Origin of the sequence: Ensifer sp. SL37 (assembly GCF_026672675.1) — a bacterium.
Taxonomy (GTDB): Bacteria; Pseudomonadota; Alphaproteobacteria; order Rhizobiales; family Rhizobiaceae; genus Ensifer; species Ensifer adhaerens.
The window spans coordinates 1,298,891-1,316,373 of the sequence record NZ_JAPPRN010000006.1 but is presented as its reverse complement, the minus strand read 5'-3'; the positions used below and the strand labels follow the sequence as shown (position 1 = coordinate 1,316,373).

Genomic DNA, 17,483 nt, shown 5'->3' with positions numbered 1-17,483 from the left:
GAGCCCCTCGAAGGCGCTCCCCTGCCAAGGGAGTATCCCCGACGTCCGAATCGCCTGGCGCTAAAAAATCGTCGCCCGCGCGATCCGTTTCGCCTCTCCGCTTCGTCTTTCGTGCATCCGCAACGAAGGAGAAGCACCATGACCACTGCACCCGTCACTCTCGTCAACGTTCTGAAGGTCGAACCCGGCAAGCAGGAGCAGTTGATCGCGCTGTTGAAGCGCAACATCGACACCGTCATCCGCACGCTCGGCGGCTGGCGGACGAGCCGGCTGATTGCTGCCAAGGATGGCACCAGCGTCATCATCTATTCGGAATGGGAGACGCCCGCGGCCGTCGAGGCGATGCGCGCCGATGTCAGGATGAAGGCCTATTTCCCACAGATCCTCGAACTGGCGAGCCTCGAATCGGTCATCGGTGAGGTGGTCCTCAGCGATCACAGCTGATGTCGAACCGCTGTGCGTTGCCGGAGCCGGTTTCGATCGGTCAGGCAGCGGACATTTTCTTCAGTCCACGCTATCGTCCGAACCGGCCCCTGGAGATATCCCGATGGAACTCGATATCATGAATACGGAAGACTTCGAGGATCGCTTGAGGGATCTCCGGCCGCGGCTGCACCGCTATTGCGCGCGCATGACCGGCTCGGCCGTGGATGGTGAGGACGTGCTGCAGGACACGCTGATCAAGGCCGTGCAGGCGCGGGCGGATGGCGTGGTGGTGGACAATCTCGAAGGCTGGCTGCTGCGCATCGCCCACAACACCAGTCTGGATTTTCTGCGCCGGCGGTCCAGGCACAAGATCGTCCCCCTGCTCGATGACATGGAAGATGCGCCGCTGCCCGAGGCGGACATCGTCGCGATCGGCTTTCAAACCTTCCTGCAACTGCCGGAACTTCAGCGCTGCGCGGTGATCCTGAAGGATGTGCTCGGCCATTCGATCGAGGAAATCGCCGCTATCGCCGAGTGTACGCCGGCGGCGGCCAAATCGGCGCTGCAGCGCGCCAGGGTGGCGCTCAGGCTCCTGACCGAACGCCCGGAGGATATGCGTCTGCCGCTGATGTCCGACGCGAACCGGCACAAACTGGCAAGTTTCGTGCGCTTCTTTCAGGGCGGCGACTTCGATGCCATCCGCGCCATGCTGGCCGACGATGTAAAACTTGAGCTGGTCAACAGGCTGAAGCTGGAGGGTCGCGAGGGCATCAGCCGCTATTTCACCCGCTATGCGCAGGAGACAAAGTGGCGTTTCGCGCTCGGCGCAATCGAAGGGCGGCCGGCCATGCTGGTTTTCGACAGTGCCGGCCCCATGGAAAAACCGGCGCATTTCGTCGTTCTCGATTGGCGTCGGGACGAGATCGCCGCGATCCGCGATTTTCTCTTCGCCCCCTATGTGCTTGAAACCGTTGATTGGGTTCGCCTGGCTTGAACTGCGAGAGAGCGGCTCTTTGCCGATTGAGGGTCCGTTCTCCGTCAAATGTTGACGGTTCCGCGCTATTCTTGGACCTTCGCTGGTATCGGCAGCCGTTGGGTTTCGGCAGGTTTCCCTGGCCGGTGTGGCACCGGCTCCGAGCATCGCGGGGGGACTGGTTGCGTTCTGGGGAGAGGCAGCATGAGTTTGGCGAGCGACGCGCGTTTCTGGGACCGGACGTCGCGGCGATACGCCAAGGGAACGATCGCGGACCCGGCCGCCTATGAACGCACGCTCGACCGCACCCGCGCCATGCTTCTGCCCGATGACCGCGTGCTCGAACTCGGTTGCGGCACGGGAACGACGGCGTTTAGGCTGGCGGGCGATGTGCGCGATTACCTTGCAACCGATTTTTCGACCGAGATGATCGCCATTGCCCGGGAGAGGTACGCTGTCGACCTGGTTCCGAACCTCGCCTTTCGCAGCGCGACGGCCGAAACGCTTGCGGCCGAACGTGGGCAGTTCGATGCGGTGCTGGGCTTCAACTACCTGCATCTCGTGCGCGATCTGCCCGCCACGCTCGACAACATCCATACCCTGCTTGCCTCCAGGGGAGTGTTCATCTCCAAGACGCCCTGCGTCGGCGACATGAACCCGCTCGTCCGGCTCCTGCTGTTGCCGGCGATGCGGGCCGTCGGACTGGCGCCCTATGCGGGAACTTTCAGCGCAGCAGAGCTCGGCCGGCACATCGTCGCCGCCGGCTTCGAGCTTCTGTCGGCGGAAAATCACGCATCGGCGAGCAACGACAACCGCCCCTACATCGTCGCCCGGAAGCGCTGAGGTGTTAGACCAGAGCAGCCGCGCTGCCCTGGTCTCGATGCGTTCCAGACACGCGCTGCCGCGAGGGCTGAGTGGTCCTGCCGAGCCGCCGGTTGTTGACGTTCAACGCCTGCGCGACAGGATCGATACCAGCGCCAGGCCGCCGATCACGGAGACGTGCTCCAGCGCGACGGTCATGTCGCGGAAGGCCTCTTCGCCTTCCTTCAGCCAGAAAGGATGGGCGATCGGGATCGTCAGCACCGTGAAGACGGCGAGCGCCCCGGCGGCAAGCCAGACCCAACGGTTGAGGATGATCAGCAGAGAGGCGCCGATCTGCAGGATCAACGTCATCGAATTGAACAGCCATCCCGGCGTCAGGCCGAAGCCTTCCATGATCGCGACGTTGGCGTTGAAGTCGAAGAGCTTGGCAAGGCCGCTTGACCAGAAGACGAGCGTCAGCAGCACGCGGGCGAGAATGCCGAAGGCGCGCGAATCGAGAATGCTTGCGATAGGGCCTGACATGGATCATCCCTGCCTTGCGGTGAGAAAGGCGACCCTGCGCGCGCTCGCAATCGCCGTTGTCTGTGCGATGGCGACCAGGCCAGCGAGCCAGCAGGCGGCGCTCGATGCTGCGGCGCCGCCGGGCTCGGCGATGCCCGCAGATGCCGTTCCAGTCCCGGGATTGTCAGTCCTTATCTGGTTTTCCAATGCCACGTCGGCCCCCATTTCCGATTGAACCGACGGGGTTTGTAGAATCTCAACCAGGCTTGAGGTCAAGAAAACGGCCATGCGACAAATTGGGTGGCGCTGGGGGCGGTCGTTCGATGAATAGTTAGCTCTTGCGCTAAGTATTGACGCGTGATACTTAGCCTTATGGAACAGTATTCAGACCGATTGGACGTGATCTTTCAGGCGCTCGCCGATCCCACCCGCCGTGCGGTGCTTGCGCGGCTCGGCGGCGGTCCGGCGAGCATCAGCGATCTCGCCAGACCCTTCGACATGGCCCTGCCGTCCTTCTTGAAGCACATCCACTACCTTGAAGGCAGCGGGCTCATCCGCACGCACAAGGAGGGCAGGGTGCGCACCTGCGCCATCGAGAAGGCGCAGTTCGCCGCGGTAGAGAGCTGGCTTTCGGCGCAGCGCGCGCTCTGGGAAGGCCGCGCCGACCGGCTGGAGAAATTCGTCACTGAACACGAGGAGGAATGACCATGATCCGCTCTCCCGATCCTGAACTCGACCTGACGATGGCGCGCATCATCAAGGCGCCGCGCGCGACGGTCTGGCGCGCCTGGAGCGATCCCACTCGGCTTGAGCGATGGTGGGTTCCTGAGCCGGCAAGATGCAAGGTGATCGACATGGATCTCAGGCCCGGCGGCAGTTTCGTGACGCGGATCAGCGAAGGCGGCGGCGCATTCGTGCCGCATATCGACGCCTGTTTTCTCGCGGTCGACGAACTCTCGCGCATCGTCTTCACCGACACGCTCGTTGCCGGTTGGCGGCCGGCGGAAAACGCCTTCATGACGGCGATCATCACCCTCAGCGATCATCCAGCCGGCACCGAATACGCTGCCCATGTAATGCATCGGAGCGGCGCGGACCGGAAGATGCACGAGGAGATGGGTTTTCACGACGGCTGGGGAACGGTTGCCGGGCAACTGGCCCGGTTCGTCGAGCAAACTCACTGAGGAGACGATCCCATGCGCAATATCGTGCTGCAGATGATGACGACACTGAATGGCCGCCTCGACGATCCGCTTGCCTGGATGGGGACGGTGGTCGACGAACAATACCGGGCGATCGACCGTCTCTACGCCGGCTACGACACGGTTCTGGTCGGCCGCACCACCTATGAGGAGATGGTCGGCTACTGGCCGGGCGCGCTGAAGGACGAGGCGGGCGGCGAGACCAATCGGGTGATGGCAGGGCGTATGCACGACTATCGCAAGATCGTGTTCTCCCGCACCGAAGAGCAGGCGATCAGCCGCTGGCACAATGCCGAGCGGGCGGTGGTTCCTGATGATGCGGCGCTCTCGCGCTACCTGACCGACCTGAAGGCTGAGCCCGGCCGGGATATCCATCTGTCCGGCGGCGCGAGCCTGGCGCAGACGGTGATCGGCCTCGGCCTCGTCGATCGCTACCACTTCTTCGTCTACCCGGTCGTATCGCCGGGCGAACCATGGTTCGCCCGGCTTCGCGACAAGAACGAGCTGCAGCTGATCGGCAGCGAGCACTACGACAACGGCGTCGTTGGGCTCCACTACGCGACGGTACGCGACGCAAAGTCGGCGCGACCGAAAAGCTTCTCGGAGCTCATTGCCTAAGAGCAATTCCAGGAAAAGTGCGAAGCGGTTTTCCGTCCGGAATTGCGCCAGCCAAGCGAGCGAATTCCAGGAAAAGTGCGAAGCGGTTTTCCGTCCGGAATTGCGCCAGCCAAGCGAGCGAATTCCAGGAAAAGTGCGAAGCGGTTTTCCGTCCGGAGTTGCGCGGCTTTTGGGATCACTCCCCGGCTTGCAGGGTGGTGAACAGCCGGTCGTAGGTCGGCGCCAGAAGGCGTAGGCTTGCGGCCGCCTCGGCATCCCTGCGCAGGACCAGCGGATACTGCAGCGCGCCGATCAGCCGTGCCTGTTCGCCGGCGATGGCGGCGGATTTGGCAAGGCCTGCCCGCGCCAGGCAGGACGCCGCATCGCCGGCGCGGCGGGCACCGACACGAACGGCGAAGTGCACGAGGTGCGCCCGCAGGTTCTTGTCGCAATGGTCTTCGATCAGAGCGGCGAGCGCTTCGGCTGCGTCGGCATTGCCAAGGCTGCCCGTCGGCACCAGCCGGTCCGTGGTCATCGAGAGCCAGTGGATCGCGGCCGGCACCGAGGCGCGGATTACCTCGACCTCGCTCACGTCGGCGACACGAGAGAATCCCCATCGCATGGTGTAGGGGTCGCCGTAGCTCAGCGTCTCGGCGCCCCAGGCCGTCATGAAATCGTGGAGCGGCAGGGAGGCGTAGGGATATCCTTGCGGGTCGTGCATCAGCACGCGCGTCTCGTCGATCGCGAGGACCACGACATAGTGATCGGCCTCGATCGGTCCCGTCATGCCGGGCTGGTGCCTCAGATGCCCCATCTCCACCGGGCCGACCCAGACGGGACCATCCTTCAGCGCCGAGCGCAGGCGGGAAAGCGCGTCCTCGGGCTCGCCGCCGCTACTGACCTGCGACGTCCAGCCGAGCGCCTTCAGCGCGCCGTCGAACCCGGCCTCCGGATCCCAGCCGTAGGGGTCGAAGAACGGCAGGGTACCGCCGACGATCTGCATGCCGAAGGGGCTGCCGGTGGCAAGCTCAATGGTCGAGGTCGAGGGCGCGGCTTCGCCGAACATCATTGCAAATGAGTTGGCGTAGCAATAGGGGCCGGAGCCCACATAGGAAAAGTGCTGCATCGGTTGGTCCTTGAGTGATTGGAGCGTGCGGGGATTGGGTTAACGCACGATGGGGTAGGCGACATCGAAGCGGGTACCGCCGCTGCCGGGATAGATTTCGTAAGGGCTGCCGAAGCAGCTGAGATCGTCGCTTTGCTCGAACCAGGCTTCGATCGCGTCATAGACGCGGAGCACGGCCGGAAAGGTTTCGAACGGTTCGGCCACGGCCAGGAACGCTTCGCGTCCCGCCGGCTGAAGGCGGATGCGCAGATCACCAGTGGGTTCGAGGCTGCCGTCATAGCCGATCGCCACCTCGACGAGACCCTTGCCGTCGTGATTGACCGGCTCGTGGAAATGCAGCGTCATCGGTCCGTCGTCGCTCTTGCCCGATTGCGCAAGATAGCCGCGGATCTCCGCTTCGGCGCTTTCGGTGAAGGCCTCGAGCGCATCCACCGTCACATGGTGCTGGCGATAGACGATTTTCGAAGGCGCGACGTCGCGCACGGCAACGGCCCTGACCAGCGGATCGTCGCCGCCGCTCGATTGCCGGATGATTGCCTCCACCAGCTCGCGCTGATCCTCGAGTCGTTTGCTCTGCACCTCCAGCCACGCGCGCAGCTCCGTGAGGCGAACGTCGGGCTGAAGATCGATCAGCCGTGCGATCCGGGCGATCGGCAGCCCCAGCTGCCGCAGCCGGGCAATCAGCCTGGCGCGGCTTGCCTGCGTGGCGGCGTAATAGCGGTAACCAGTCGCGGGATCGACATGGGCAGGCACCAGCAGGCCCTGCTCGGCATAAAGCCTGAGTGCTTTCGGCGACAATCGTGTGGCGGCGCCGAAGCGGCCTGCGAGGAAGTAGGAATCGGTCATGAAGGTAGTCTGGGGCCAGCCCCAGGGGCGAGGTCAAGGGGCATGTTGCCGCCTTTCCTGTTGAAGACCTCCCGGAGCAGGCGACCGCTCCGGGAGGGGCAAGGCTATCGATTTTCGCGCCGGTTGTGAGACGCCAGCGCCAGCAGCGTGATCGTCGCCATGCCGAGGCAATAGCCGACGAGCGGCCAGGCCGTATCACCGCCAAGCAGGAGAACGGCGCCGGTGGCAATGAGGCTGACGATCAGGCTCTGGATCGAGAAGTAGAGCGCGACCGCCGTCCCGGCGATGGCATCGAAGGCCTTGAGCGCTCCGTTGGCGGTGACCGAGGCGCTCATGACGATGCCGAAGGCGATCACCCACATTGGCAGCACGAAGCTCTGGAACGACGGCACCGCCGAAGCTTCGCCCGCGCCAAGCAGCAGCCCGCCGAGGATGATCAAGGCCATGCCGCGGGCCAGGCAACCGGAGGTCCCGTAGCGGGTGACGAAGCTCCTGGCGAAGCGCGTGGCGATGATCATCACGACGGCGGCGGTGGCGAATGCCAGGCTGAAGCCCAGCTGCGAATAACCGGCGCGATCGATAAGCAGGCGTGGCGACGTGGAGAAGAACACGAAAAACGCGCCCATCGCCGTGCTGAAGCCAAGCGTATAGGTCCAGAAGGCGCCACTTGCGAGCATGGGCCTGAACCTCGGCCTCATCGGTGCCGCGGCGTCAGGCCGGGTTTCCGACCACCGCGGCAAGGCCTGGCCGAGTGCTGCAAGGCCAAGCATGGCAAGCGTCAGGAAGATCGCCCGCCATCCGAAAGCGCCCGATATCAGCGCGCCGGCGATCGGCCCGAGCGCCGGCACGAAGGAGAGCATGGCGCTGAAGAGGCCATAGATGGTCACACCCTCCGGACGTGCGCCGTAAACGTCGCGCACGGTCGCGAAGGTCGCGACCAGTGCGGCCGAGGCGCCGGCCGCCTGGACAAGCCGCAAGGCGACGAAGACCGGTGCCGAGGTGGTTGCGGCCAGTCCCAGCGAGGCCAGCGCAAACAGCGTCGCGCCACCGAGAAGAACGGGACGGCGGCCGAAGTGGTCGGACAGCGGGCCGAACAGCAGCTGACCCAGCCCCAAAAGCAGCATGTAGAGGCTGAGCGTGAGCTGGACGACTGCGGGCGACGTGCCGAGGATCGCCGGCATGTCGGGCACGACGGGCAGGTAAATGTCCATGGCGAGCGACGCCAGGATATCGAAGGGCGCCATCAGCAAAAGGGCTGCCGGCAGCGAATAGGACCAGGTGAGGGAATTACGATCGGGCATGATGAAACATCCGCGCAAATGAAAACCATTCGGCGGCGATCTGCCACTTCATCAAATCTTCTGAATGTGAGCCGACAGACGCCGCAACAACTTATTCAACCGTTGTTGCGGCTTACCTGGTTGCTGACGGGTCGGTCCTCATCTGCGGCTCCTATGGCGGCTCTCCAGCGATAACGCCAAGCCAGCCGAAATCTCATGCCGGCATGTCCTATCATCGGGATTTCCGGACGGCAACTCCTGGCTCAGCTATCAGCCTCGGCCGCGCCCGGCATCACCGCCAGCCGGTTCTCGACGCTGGTGACGCCGATCACCGATGCTGCGGCATCGCCGGCGCAGGCGATGTCGGATGCCTGCGCCACATGACCGGAAAGCACCACGATCCCGCCGAGCGCCATCACCGAGATCTCGCGCGTATCGATCATCGCCGCATACTGGATGTAGCGCAGCACCTTGTCGGCGAGCGCATCGTCGATGAGATGCGGATCGTCGTCTTTGTGCGCATAAATGGACTTCTCTGTCGGCATGGCTCGTTCCTCATGCTGTTTCGGAACGCCTGCGGCCGGGGAATGTTCCCCTCCCTGTGCCCGCTGCTCGCGCGCTTGCGGCGCGGGTGCGAACAACGTTATTGCTGGCAGGACCATTCCAGGAGCGGAAAGAGGAAAGCATCTGCAGTCTTCCGCCCGTCTCCCGCTCTACCTCATGAGAACAGACCCCGAAGATCTTGGATCGATCCGCTCCAAGGTCATCGCGATCCAGGGCCCGCGCATGTCCGACATCTTCCAGAACGTCCTGCCCATCTTCATCCTGATCCTTGCCGGCTGGTTGCTGGTGCGCCTGGGTTACCTGAAACCGGCCGTCGGCGAAGCCTTGGGCGATTTTGTCTTTCGCGTCGCCGTGCCCATCCTGCTGTTTCGCACGATTGCGGAAGCGGATTTCAAGGACGGTTCGCCCTGGCCGCTCTGGGTCGCCTATTTCTCGGGCGTCGCGGTGACCTGGACGTTGGGACACGTGGCGGCGACGCTCGTCTTCGGGCGGGATGCGCGCATGGGCGTTCTCGCTGGCGTCTCCTCCGCCTTCGCCAACACGGTCTTCATCGGCCTGCCGCTGGTGTCGCGAATCGTCGGCGAGGAGGGCATCGTTGCGATCTCGATCCTGCTTTCGGTGCATCTGCCAGTCATGATGATAGCGGGCACGCTCTTGATGGAGCGTGCGGAGCGGCGCGCCGGCGGCAAGCCGGGGCAAAGCCCGCTGCAACTCTTGGCCGGTGTCGCCCGCAATCTGGTGCGCAACCCGCTGGTGATCGGCCTTGCCTGCGGCGCCGCCTTCCACCTTATCGGCCAGCCGCTTGGCGGTCCGGTCAAGACCGTCGTCGATCAACTGGCGTCGATGGCGGCACCCGCGGCGCTGATCTCGATCGGCATGGCGCTGGATAAATACGGCCTTGCCGGCAATCTCGGGCTCGCTTCGGTGACGAGCGTCTTGAAGCTCGCCGTCATGCCGGCGGTCGTCTATGCGAGCTGCCACCTGCTCGGCCTCAACGACAACTGGACGACGGCGCTGGTGCTGACGTCGGCGGTGCCGACGGGTGTCAATGCCTGGCTGATCGCCAACCATTTCAATGTCGGCCATGGGCTGGCATCCTCGACGATCACGCTGACGACCGCGCTCGGCGTCATAAGCGTTTCGGTCTGGGCCTATCTGCTGATGTGACTACCGCTCTCTCCGGCAAACTGTTTCGCCGCGGAGGCTTGGATCGGCCTGAACGTTCCGTGCGCAACATCTCTGCCTATCCCCGAATACGAAAAGGCCCGGCGCGAGCCGGGCCTTTTGCATGGGATCGTTTCCGACCGCTGAACTTATTGAGCCGGTGCCGGCTGGCCCTCGGCAGGCTTGGCTTCGGTTGCCGGCGCTTCGGCCGGCTTTGCACCTTCGGCGCCAGCAGCCGGTGCTGCTTCGCCGGCAGCCGGTGCGGCTTCGGCAGAACCGGCAGATGCGTCCGGCAGTGCTGCCGGAGCGTCGGACTGCTCGCGCAGCCAGGCGATCAGGTTGGCGCGCTCGTCGGGCTTCTTGACGCCGGCAAAGCCCATGGCGGTGCCCGGAACGTGCTTCTTCGGTGCTTCGATGAAGTAGCTGAGGTGGTCGTAGTCCCAGACGACCTTGCCGCCTTCGGCAAACGTCTTCATGCCGGCCGAGTAGCTGAAGCCCTCATGCGAAGCGATCGGACGGTTGACGAGGCCCCAGAGGTTCGGACCGACTTTGTTTGCGCCGCCCTTGTCGGCGGTGTGACAGCTTGCGCATTTCTTGAACACGGCTTCACCGGCAGAAGCGTCGGCCTTGAGCAGCAGCGGCTTGATGTCGACTTCGACTTCCGCGGCACCACCGGCACCTGCTTCAGACGTGCCTTCTTCCGCAACGATCGTAAAGCCTTCCTTCTCGGGAGCTTCGGAATGGAAAATGCCTTCCGATGCAATGGACACGGACATCAGAACGAAGACCGTTCCCAGAAAGGCGCCCACGCCCATGTTCACATATGAATTCATCTGCAAACGCTCCCTTTGCCACCGGCGCAAACAAAAACCCGGCCTATCTTGAAATCGCGCGGAACCTATGTCTTTTGGCTCTGCGTTGCAACAGTGATTATCGGCCCCTAACTGAGACTTATTGACACTTTCGGCGGGGTTTTTGAAGGCCAGATCATGAAAGGCCAGATCATGAATCGCGAAAATTCAGGTAAAGTCATCGTGCTCATTCCGGCGCGCATGGCCTCGACACGCCTACCCGGAAAGCCGCTCGCCGATATTTGCGGCCTGCCGATGATCGTCCAGGTCGCGACCCGAGCGCAGGAAGCGGACGTCGGCCGCGTCGTCGTTGCCGTTGACGACCAGCAGGTCTTTGACGTCGTGCGCGAGGCCGGCTTCGAAGCGATAATGACCCGCATCGACCACCAGTCCGGCTCCGACCGGATCTACGAAGCGCTGCGGAAGGCCGATCCGAACGGCGAAGCCGAGATCGTCATCAACGTCCAGGGCGACCTTCCGACGGTCGAGCCGGCATCGATCCGCGCGGCGCTGAACCCGCTCGAAAATGCTGCCACCGATATCGCCACGCTGACGGTGGCGATCGCCGAGGAGAGCGAGAAGACCAACCCGAACATCGTCAAGGTCGTCGGTTCGCCGCTTTCCGACACGCGCCTGCGTGCGCTCTATTTTACCCGCGCGACCGCGCCTCATGGCGAAGGCCCGCTCTATCATCACATTGGGCTCTATGCCTATCGACGGCAGGCGCTGGAACGCTTCGTCTCGCTTCAGCCCTCCGTGCTCGAACGCCGCGAATCGCTGGAGCAGCTGCGTGCGCTCGAAGCCGGCATGCGCATTGATGTCGAGATCGTCGATTCGGTCCCGCTTGGTGTGGACACGCCGGTGGAGCTGGAAAAGGCCCGCCGCATCCTGTCTGCCCGTACCCGCTGATATCAGAACCTGAGAAGGACGCTACCGTGACCGCCAAGACCAACAGGATTTCCTTCCAGGGCGACTATGGCGCCAATTCCGACATGGCCTGCCGCGACATGTTCCCGTCGATGGAGCCGCTGCCCTGCCAGACCTTCGAGGATGCCTTCGTCGCGGTCGAGAACGGCGACGCCGATCTGGCGATGATCCCGATCGAGAACACGATCGCCGGCCGGGTCGCCGACATCCATCACCTGCTGCCGGAATCGCGGCTGCACATCGTCGGCGAATATTTCATGCCGATCCGTTTTCAGCTGATGGTGCTTCCGGGTGTCACGCGTGACGAGATCCGCACCGTGCACAGCCACATCCATGCGCTCGGCCAGTGCCGCAAGATCGTGCGCTCCAACGGCTGGAAGCCGGTCGTCGCCGGCGATACGGCGGGCGCGGCAAAGCTCGTCTCCGAAAAGGGCGACCGCTCGATGGCAGCGCTCGCGCCGCGGCTTGCCGCCGATCTCTATGGCCTCGAAATCATCGCCGAGAACGTCGAGGATACCGAGAGCAACGTCACCCGCTTCGTCGTGCTGTCCAGGGAAGAGCAGCGCATCGCCCGCACCAGCGACGAAGAGCTGATCATCACCACCTTCGTCTTCAATGTCCGCAACATCCCGGCAGCGCTCTACAAGGCCATGGGCGGTTTCGCCACCAACGGCATCAACATGACCAAGCTCGAGAGCTACCAGCTTGGTGGCCGGTTCGTGGCGACGCAGTTCTATGCGGATATCGAGGGCCACCCGGATGACGTCGGCGTGCGCCATGCCATGGACGAGCTTCGCTTCTTCTCCGAAAAGGTCCGCATCCTCGGAACCTATAACGCGCACCCGATGCGCGGCGTTCTCTGAACAGGCCGCTCCGGCGCCAAGTTGTTGAGAAAGGCCTGCGTAGGCAGGCCTCGACCGCCTCCCAAAGCGGTGAGGCGGTCGCTATCGCTAGCACGCTGCTTGGCCCCTCAGCTCCGCCTGAAGGCCGCGAATGCGCCTGATTTCCGACCAAAATGAAGCCTGCGGTTGTGGTCTTCTCGCGCCGCACATATCTGATCCTGCCATCTGGCTAAGGTTTTCAGAGCATCACGTTTAAGTCCTGAGCGTACCGTTCGCGGTGATTTTCCGAGAGAATCATTGGTTTCGCCACGCCCTACGGGGGTGAAAGTGGCAAAAATTCGTTAACCGGCTACGCGTCTGGCGCATGCCTAGTTTGCAATCGTGGCGCTACACAAATTTTAGGCAAATGCCTATTTGACGCTCGTCAAGTAAGGAGTGTTAAAGATGAAGATCCGTCAGAAGATCATGGAATATGCGAAGACCCGCCGTGCGATCCGCGAGCTGAATGCCCTCGACGATCACGCACTGAGCGACATCGGTCTGTCGCGTTCGCAGATCCAGGCCGCCGTTTACGGCCGCTAATTCCGTACCATTCGCGCATCCCGCCGCTTCAGGCTGGTGGGATGCGCGCTGCATACCCTCTGGCTCACGTATCGTAGAGGCAGACGCGCAGCCGGTGACCATCCGGATCGAGCGCGACGAAAGTCGGACCGAAGTCCATTTCGGTCAATTCCTGCGCAATCGACAGGCCTTTCCCCTTCCAATCCTCGTAATGTGCGCGCACCGCGCCCTCGTCCTCCACCATGAACGCCAGTTCCGACCGGCTGCCCGATGCCGCCGGCTCCGGCGCGACCGTATGCTCGGCCCAGAGCCCGAGCGTGAAACCGCCGGGCAGCTCGAAGGACGAGAACGTCTGATATTCGACGAGCGGCTGCTGTTCGAGCACTTTGCGGTAGAACGTCACGCTCGCCAGCGGGTCTTTGACATAGAGAACGATGAGATTTGCCTTGGCCATGGTCTTCCTCCTTGTTGCAGGAAGTTCAGGCTAGGCGTGATGGCTGCCAATTTCTGTCAGCATCGCCGCGAAAGGCGGTGTCAGGAGCCGACCTTCTGGCGGCTGGACGCCGACATGCTTTGGCTCGCGCGCCAGTCCTTCATCAATACCTGGCGGCGGCGGGGATAGCGCGCCTCCGTCACCGTCATCTGCTGCATGCGGTCGGCGCGAAAGTGCCGGAAATCCAGGCGCAATTCGCACCAGGCCATGACCATGCGGACGTTCTCGAAAAAGCCGAGCGCGAAGGGCCAGATGGTCCTCTGCGTCGGGGTGCCGTCATTGTCGACGTAGTCGAGTTCCACCTTGCGTTCGTTGCGGATCGCGCGCCTGAGCGCGGCGATATCGATGCCGTTGGTGGCGGGCGGGCTCGGGCCGACGAGCAGGGTCGAGCTGTCTAGTTCCTCACGAAGCTCGGCGGGCAGCACGGCAGCGATCTTGGCGAGTGCGTTTGCTGCGGCACCCGCGAGATCATCGTCAGTACGCTTGGAGACCCAGCGCGAGCCGAGCACCAAGGCTTCGATCTCCTCGGCGGAAAACATCATCGGTGGCAGCATGAAGCCGGGCTTGAGTACATAGCCGAGCCCCGGTTCGCCCTCGATATCAGCGCCCTGCGCCTGGAGGCTGGCGATATCGCGGTAGAGCGTTCTGAGGCTGACGCCGGTTTCTTCCGCGAGACGCTGGCCGCTCACCGGCTGGCGGTAGCGCCGGAGCACCTGCAGAAGGTCGAGCAGCCGTTCGGAGCGGGACACGGTCGATCTCCCTGTATCCGTCGCCTTATGTCCGCTCGCCCCAGGCGAGCCAGTCACGCATCAGCTGGTGCGCGATCGCGCCCTTCGGCGGCGGAATATGCGCGTCGCCGGTGTCGGCGACCCCGGTCGACCTTTCGAGCATCGCGATCGTTTCATCGCGCGTGAACCAGCGCACGTCTTCCAGCTCGTGCTCGTCGCGCTTGATGACGGTTGATTTCGCCTCCGCATAGCAGCCGATCATCAGCGTGTGCGGCATCGGCCAGGGCTGCGAGGCATGGTAGCGTACCCGGCCGATATGGATGCCGGACTCCTCGAGCGTTTCCCGCCGCACGGCGTTTTCGATCGTCTCTCCCGGCTCGACGAAGCCGGCAAGGCAAGAATACATGCCCGGCGCGAAATGCGGGCTGCGGCCGAGCAGGCAAAGATCGCGCTCAAGGTCGATCGTCATCATGATGACGACAGGGTCGGTGCGCGGGAAGACCATATGGCCGCAGGCGGTGCAGACCCGGCGATAGCCGCCGGCCTTGCCTTCCATCGGGCCTGCGCAGCGACCGCAGAAGCGGTTGTTGGCATTCCAGGTAATCAAGCTCGAGCCTTGCGCGAACTGGCCGAGCAGTTCCTCCGGCAGCATCTGCTGGCGATAGAGGGTGCGGCCGTCGGCGATCTTGAAGGGCTCGGTGATCGTCTCGTCCGTCAGGCCCGTCGGCACGGCCAGCCGGGGCTCGCCGTTGGCGAGGTAGCCGAGCAGGATCGTCTCGTCGAGAACGGGTTCGAGACCTTCGAGCTCATAAGGCGCAAACAGTGGGTCGATGATCTTCTCGTCATGTTTGACGATCAGCTTCGGTCCGGAGAAGGCCAGGAAATGCGCACCCGGGTGCTTCAGTGCCACCTGGACGCAATCGTCGGCCCGGTGCTCCGACTGGCGATCCAGATGATTCTCCGAGAAGGCGACGAGGGTGCTTGGCTCTGGATGCGGGCTGCGAAGGTCAAAGATCGATTTCGTCATGTTCAGAGGTTTTCCAGAATGCGGGCTGCGAAGGCCTGATGTTCTTTTTCGTCCCACGGCTCCGCCTTGCCGAAGCCCCAGACCGGCCCCGGCCAGTTCGGGTCGCCGTCGCTGCGGGCGATGATATGCACGTGAAGCTGCCGGACGATGTTACCCAATGCGCCGATATTGATTTTCTCGGCGCCCGTGACCTTCTTCAGAGCTGTCGCTGCCATGGTCGTCTCGAAGGTCAGCATCGTCTGGTCGAGCGGGGTGAGGTCGAAGATCTCAGAAATGCCTTCACGCTGAGGAATGAGCACGAGCCAGGGCCAGCGGCGGTCGTTCATCAGCCGCATCTGGCAAAGCCCGATCGAGGCGATCGGAATGCCGTCGCGCTCGAGCCGCTCGTCGAGGGTGAAGGTCGTCAACTGGGTCTCCTCGGCTATTGAGAATGGCGGATTCGCCTTGTTTTGCATATCGATATCAGTTTTTTGACGGCTTGGCTTGCATTTGCTTTCGATATTGCCGATATGGAAGCCGGGAGGTTGGTGGTGGACGAGCCACTCGCCAACCGGGTCAGGTCCGGAAGGAAGCAGCCCCAACGAGCTCCGGCACGGGTCATCGTGCCAGCCTCCCACCTTCTCCGTCCTGTCGGGACAAGAGTTCGAACAGCGGCAGGGTCGATGAGCGACGATACGTCCATTTCATCCGTTGAGAAACCAGCCGCCTACCGTGTTCTGGCGCGCAAGTATCGCCCCAAGGATTTCTCCGATCTGATGGTCGGCCAGGAACCGATGGTGCGCACGCTCACCAACGCGTTCGAAACCGGCCGCATCGCCCAAGCCTACATGCTGACCGGGGTGCGCGGGGTCGGCAAGACCACCACCGCCCGCATTCTCGCCCGCGCGCTGAACTATAAGACACCGGATATCGATCGGCCGACCATCGACCTGCGCGTTCCCGGCGAACATTGCCAGGCGATCATGGATGGGCGTCACGTCGACGTCATCGAAATGGACGCGGCGTCACACACCGGCATCGACGATATCCGCGAGATCATCGAACAGGTGCGCTACCGCCCGGTTTCGGCCCGCTACAAAGTCTACATCATCGACGAAGTGCACATGCTCTCGACCCAGGCCTTCAACGGCCTGCTGAAGACGCTCGAAGAGCCGCCAGAGCATGTGAAATTCATCTTCGCGACCACCGAAATCCGCAAAGTGCCGATCACGGTTCTGTCGCGCTGCCAGCGCTTCGACCTGCGCCGCATCAGCGCGTCCGATCTCGTCGGCCTGTTTTCGACGATCCTGGGCAAGGAAGGCGTATCCTTCGATCCGGAAGCGCTTGCGATGGTGGCCCGCGCTGCCGAAGGCTCGGCGCGCGACGGTCTGTCGCTGCTCGACCAGGCGATTGCCCATGGCGGCGGCGCTGTGGAAGTCGAAACCGTGCGTTCGATGCTCGGCCTTGCCGACCGCGCCCGCATCGTCGACCTCTTCGAGCACGTCGTCAAAGGCGATGTCGCCGCGGCCCTCAAGGAATTCACCGCACAATACGAGGCCGGCGCCAATCCGACGGTCGTATTGACTGACCTTGCCGATTTCACCCATCTCGTCACCCGGATGAAATACGTGCCGGAGGCGGTCAACGACCAGTCCTTGAGCGAGATCGAGCGCACCCGCGGGGCCGTCTTTGCCGAGAGCGTGGCGGTTACGGCGCTCTCGCGCATCTGGCAGATGCTCCTGAAGGGCATTCCGGAAGCCGAAAGCTCGTCGCGCCCGGCGGGTGCCGCCGAAATGGTGCTGATCCGCCTGGCGCATGCGGCACATCTGCCGGCGCCTGAAGAGGCCGCGCGGCGCTTGCTGGAACTTTCCGGCAATGAAGGCGGCGGCGCTCGCCCTGGCCCTTCAGGTGGCAACGGCGGCGGCGCACAGGCCCAGGCTTCCGTGTCCGTGTCGGCGCAGGCATCGCAGCCGATGCCGGTGCAGCGCCCGACGAGCAATGGTGCGACCATGCTGCGCGCCGTCCCGGACGTGGCGCCCCAGGCGGTTGCCGTTGGCCGCATCGAAGAACGCCCGGTGGCGGCGCCTGCGGCCAAGCCGCAGCCGTCGGTGCCGGTCAATTCGATCGCCGACATCGCCGATCTCTGCGCCAAGAACCGCGACATCAAGCTGAAGACGCTGGTGCGCGGCTTTCTGCGGCTCGTGCGGATCGAGCCCGGACGTCTCGACGTCAACGTCTCGGACGACGCGCCGAAGACGCTGCTTGGCGAAGTGGCCGTCAAGCTAAAGGAATGGACCGGCATCCACTGGATCGTCAGCTACAGCCGCGAGGCCGGTGAGCCGACGCTGATCGAGGCGGAACAGCGGGCGCAGGAGCAGCGCGTCAACGACGCGCGCCAGGACCCCGATGTCGCCGCCATTCTCGCCCGGTTCCCGGGCGCCAAGATCACCGACGTGCGCATTCGCGCCGTTGAAGAAGAGGTCGAGAGCCAGGCTCCGGCCACAGCCGAATCCGCCGACGGCGATATCGTCCCTGGCGACGACATCGAATAGTCCCGTCTGCGAGCAGAAACAG

The 17,483-nt window shown here is 63.5% G+C and carries 22 protein-coding genes and 1 other RNA gene; 12 read left to right on the top strand and 11 right to left on the bottom strand.

Translation table 11 applies throughout. The features are described from left to right. The first annotated feature begins 138 nt into the window (after positions 1-138). The 3 genes from OVA00_RS18595 (at position 139) to OVA00_RS18585 (ending at position 2,242) form a co-directional block, all read left to right on the top strand. Positions 139-444, top strand: a complete 306-nt coding sequence (locus OVA00_RS18595) for a putative quinol monooxygenase (protein WP_060519477.1) — start codon at positions 139-141, stop codon at positions 442-444. Positions 445-547: 103 nt separating this feature from the next. Continuing rightward, on the top strand, positions 548-1,420 hold the full coding sequence (locus OVA00_RS18590) for a sigma-70 family RNA polymerase sigma factor (RefSeq protein WP_060519479.1): 873 nt from the start codon (positions 548-550) through the stop codon (positions 1,418-1,420). Positions 1,421-1,603: 183 nt separating this feature from the next. Then, a complete protein-coding gene (locus tag OVA00_RS18585; RefSeq protein ID WP_060519481.1) occupies positions 1,604-2,242 on the top strand; it encodes a class I SAM-dependent methyltransferase in 639 nt (212 codons plus the stop codon). A 102-nt stretch (positions 2,243-2,344) separates the two neighbouring features. Here OVA00_RS18585 and OVA00_RS18580 read toward each other — a convergent pair whose 3' ends face one another. Then, on the bottom strand, positions 2,345-2,743 hold the full coding sequence (locus OVA00_RS18580; protein WP_060519483.1) for a DoxX family protein: 399 nt from the start codon (positions 2,741-2,743) through the stop codon (positions 2,345-2,347). A gap of 3 nt (positions 2,744-2,746) precedes the next feature. Continuing rightward, positions 2,747-3,010, bottom strand: a complete 264-nt coding sequence (locus OVA00_RS18575; RefSeq protein WP_060519489.1) for a hypothetical protein — start codon at positions 3,008-3,010, stop codon at positions 2,747-2,749. An 84-nt stretch (positions 3,011-3,094) separates the two neighbouring features. Here OVA00_RS18575 and OVA00_RS18570 point away from each other — a divergent pair, with 84 nt between their 5' ends. The 3 genes from OVA00_RS18570 to OVA00_RS18560 are packed head-to-tail and all read left to right on the top strand — an operon-like array spanning position 3,095 to position 4,542. After that, the gene (locus OVA00_RS18570) at positions 3,095-3,427 is read left to right on the top strand and encodes an ArsR/SmtB family transcription factor (protein WP_060519491.1); all 333 of its coding nucleotides are present in this window, start codon (positions 3,095-3,097) and stop codon (positions 3,425-3,427) included. A 2-nt stretch (positions 3,428-3,429) separates the two neighbouring features. Beyond that, entirely contained in the window at positions 3,430-3,906 is a 477-nt protein-coding gene (locus tag OVA00_RS18565; RefSeq protein WP_268089444.1) for an SRPBCC family protein, read from the top strand. Positions 3,907-3,918: 12 nt separating this feature from the next. Continuing rightward, a complete protein-coding gene (locus tag OVA00_RS18560; RefSeq protein ID WP_268089443.1) occupies positions 3,919-4,542 on the top strand; it encodes a dihydrofolate reductase family protein in 624 nt (207 codons plus the stop codon). Positions 4,543-4,717: 175 nt separating this feature from the next. On the opposite strand, the gene OVA00_RS18555 is transcribed toward OVA00_RS18560, so the two are convergent. The 4 genes from OVA00_RS18555 to OVA00_RS18540 all read right to left on the bottom strand — a co-directional run bounded on the left by OVA00_RS18555 (position 4,718) and on the right by OVA00_RS18540 (position 8,318). Continuing rightward, positions 4,718-5,647: a hypothetical protein gene (locus tag OVA00_RS18555; protein WP_268089442.1), complete on the bottom strand. Its 930-nt coding sequence runs from the start codon at positions 5,645-5,647 to the stop codon at positions 4,718-4,720. 39 nt (positions 5,648-5,686) lie between these two features. Continuing rightward, a complete protein-coding gene (locus OVA00_RS18550; RefSeq protein WP_112976979.1) occupies positions 5,687-6,493 on the bottom strand; it encodes a MerR family transcriptional regulator in 807 nt (268 codons plus the stop codon). 104 nt (positions 6,494-6,597) lie between these two features. Continuing rightward, complete coding sequence (gene cml / locus OVA00_RS18545; protein WP_268089440.1) at positions 6,598-7,794, bottom strand: CmlA/FloR family chloramphenicol efflux MFS transporter; 1,197 nt, start codon at positions 7,792-7,794, stop codon at positions 6,598-6,600. A gap of 242 nt (positions 7,795-8,036) precedes the next feature. After that, a complete protein-coding gene (locus OVA00_RS18540) occupies positions 8,037-8,318 on the bottom strand; it encodes a BON domain-containing protein (RefSeq protein ID WP_029742346.1) in 282 nt (93 codons plus the stop codon). A gap of 241 nt (positions 8,319-8,559) precedes the next feature. Here OVA00_RS18540 and OVA00_RS18535 point away from each other — a divergent pair, with 241 nt between their 5' ends. Beyond that, a complete protein-coding gene (locus OVA00_RS18535) occupies positions 8,560-9,504 on the top strand; it encodes an AEC family transporter (protein ID WP_034805271.1) in 945 nt (314 codons plus the stop codon). A 146-nt stretch (positions 9,505-9,650) separates the two neighbouring features. On the opposite strand, the gene OVA00_RS18530 is transcribed toward OVA00_RS18535, so the two are convergent. Further along, positions 9,651-10,334 carry a c-type cytochrome gene (locus OVA00_RS18530; protein WP_060519503.1) on the bottom strand — a complete coding sequence of 228 codons (684 nt, stop codon included), beginning with the start codon at positions 10,332-10,334 and terminating at the stop codon, positions 9,651-9,653. Positions 10,335-10,505: 171 nt separating this feature from the next. On the opposite strand from OVA00_RS18530, the gene OVA00_RS18525 reads away from it, so the two are divergent. The 3 genes from OVA00_RS18525 (at position 10,506) to OVA00_RS18515 (ending at position 12,703) form a co-directional block, all read left to right on the top strand. Beyond that, positions 10,506-11,261, top strand: a complete 756-nt coding sequence (locus OVA00_RS18525; protein WP_112985465.1) for a 3-deoxy-manno-octulosonate cytidylyltransferase — start codon at positions 10,506-10,508, stop codon at positions 11,259-11,261. Between the two features lie 26 nt (positions 11,262-11,287). Beyond that, entirely contained in the window at positions 11,288-12,142 is an 855-nt protein-coding gene (locus OVA00_RS18520) for a prephenate dehydratase (RefSeq protein WP_029742350.1), read from the top strand. Positions 12,143-12,565: 423 nt separating this feature from the next. Further along, positions 12,566-12,703, top strand: coding sequence for a DUF1127 domain-containing protein (locus OVA00_RS18515; protein WP_064817013.1), 138 nt, complete (start codon positions 12,566-12,568; stop codon positions 12,701-12,703). A gap of 64 nt (positions 12,704-12,767) precedes the next feature. Here OVA00_RS18515 and OVA00_RS18510 read toward each other — a convergent pair whose 3' ends face one another. The 4 genes from OVA00_RS18510 to OVA00_RS18495 form a co-directional block, all read right to left on the bottom strand. Beyond that, positions 12,768-13,136, bottom strand: a complete 369-nt coding sequence (locus OVA00_RS18510) for a VOC family protein (protein WP_113293215.1) — start codon at positions 13,134-13,136, stop codon at positions 12,768-12,770. Positions 13,137-13,216: 80 nt separating this feature from the next. Next, positions 13,217-13,924 carry a helix-turn-helix transcriptional regulator gene (locus OVA00_RS18505; RefSeq protein ID WP_113293214.1) on the bottom strand — a complete coding sequence of 236 codons (708 nt, stop codon included), beginning with the start codon at positions 13,922-13,924 and terminating at the stop codon, positions 13,217-13,219. A gap of 25 nt (positions 13,925-13,949) precedes the next feature. Next, a complete protein-coding gene (nudC, locus tag OVA00_RS18500) occupies positions 13,950-14,930 on the bottom strand; it encodes an NAD(+) diphosphatase (protein WP_034804765.1) in 981 nt (326 codons plus the stop codon). A gap of 2 nt (positions 14,931-14,932) precedes the next feature. Next, positions 14,933-15,385 carry an HIT domain-containing protein gene (locus OVA00_RS18495; RefSeq protein WP_029742355.1) on the bottom strand — a complete coding sequence of 151 codons (453 nt, stop codon included), beginning with the start codon at positions 15,383-15,385 and terminating at the stop codon, positions 14,933-14,935. 64 nt (positions 15,386-15,449) lie between these two features. On the opposite strand from OVA00_RS18495, the gene ffs reads away from it, so the two are divergent. Both ffs and OVA00_RS18485 read left to right on the top strand, forming a co-directional pair. Further along, positions 15,450-15,547, top strand: an RNA gene (ffs, locus tag OVA00_RS18490) — signal recognition particle sRNA small type. A gap of 45 nt (positions 15,548-15,592) precedes the next feature. Further along, the gene (locus OVA00_RS18485; protein WP_060580567.1) at positions 15,593-17,461 is read left to right on the top strand and encodes a DNA polymerase III subunit gamma/tau; all 1,869 of its coding nucleotides are present in this window, start codon (positions 15,593-15,595) and stop codon (positions 17,459-17,461) included. The last annotated feature ends 22 nt before the right edge of the window (positions 17,462-17,483 follow it).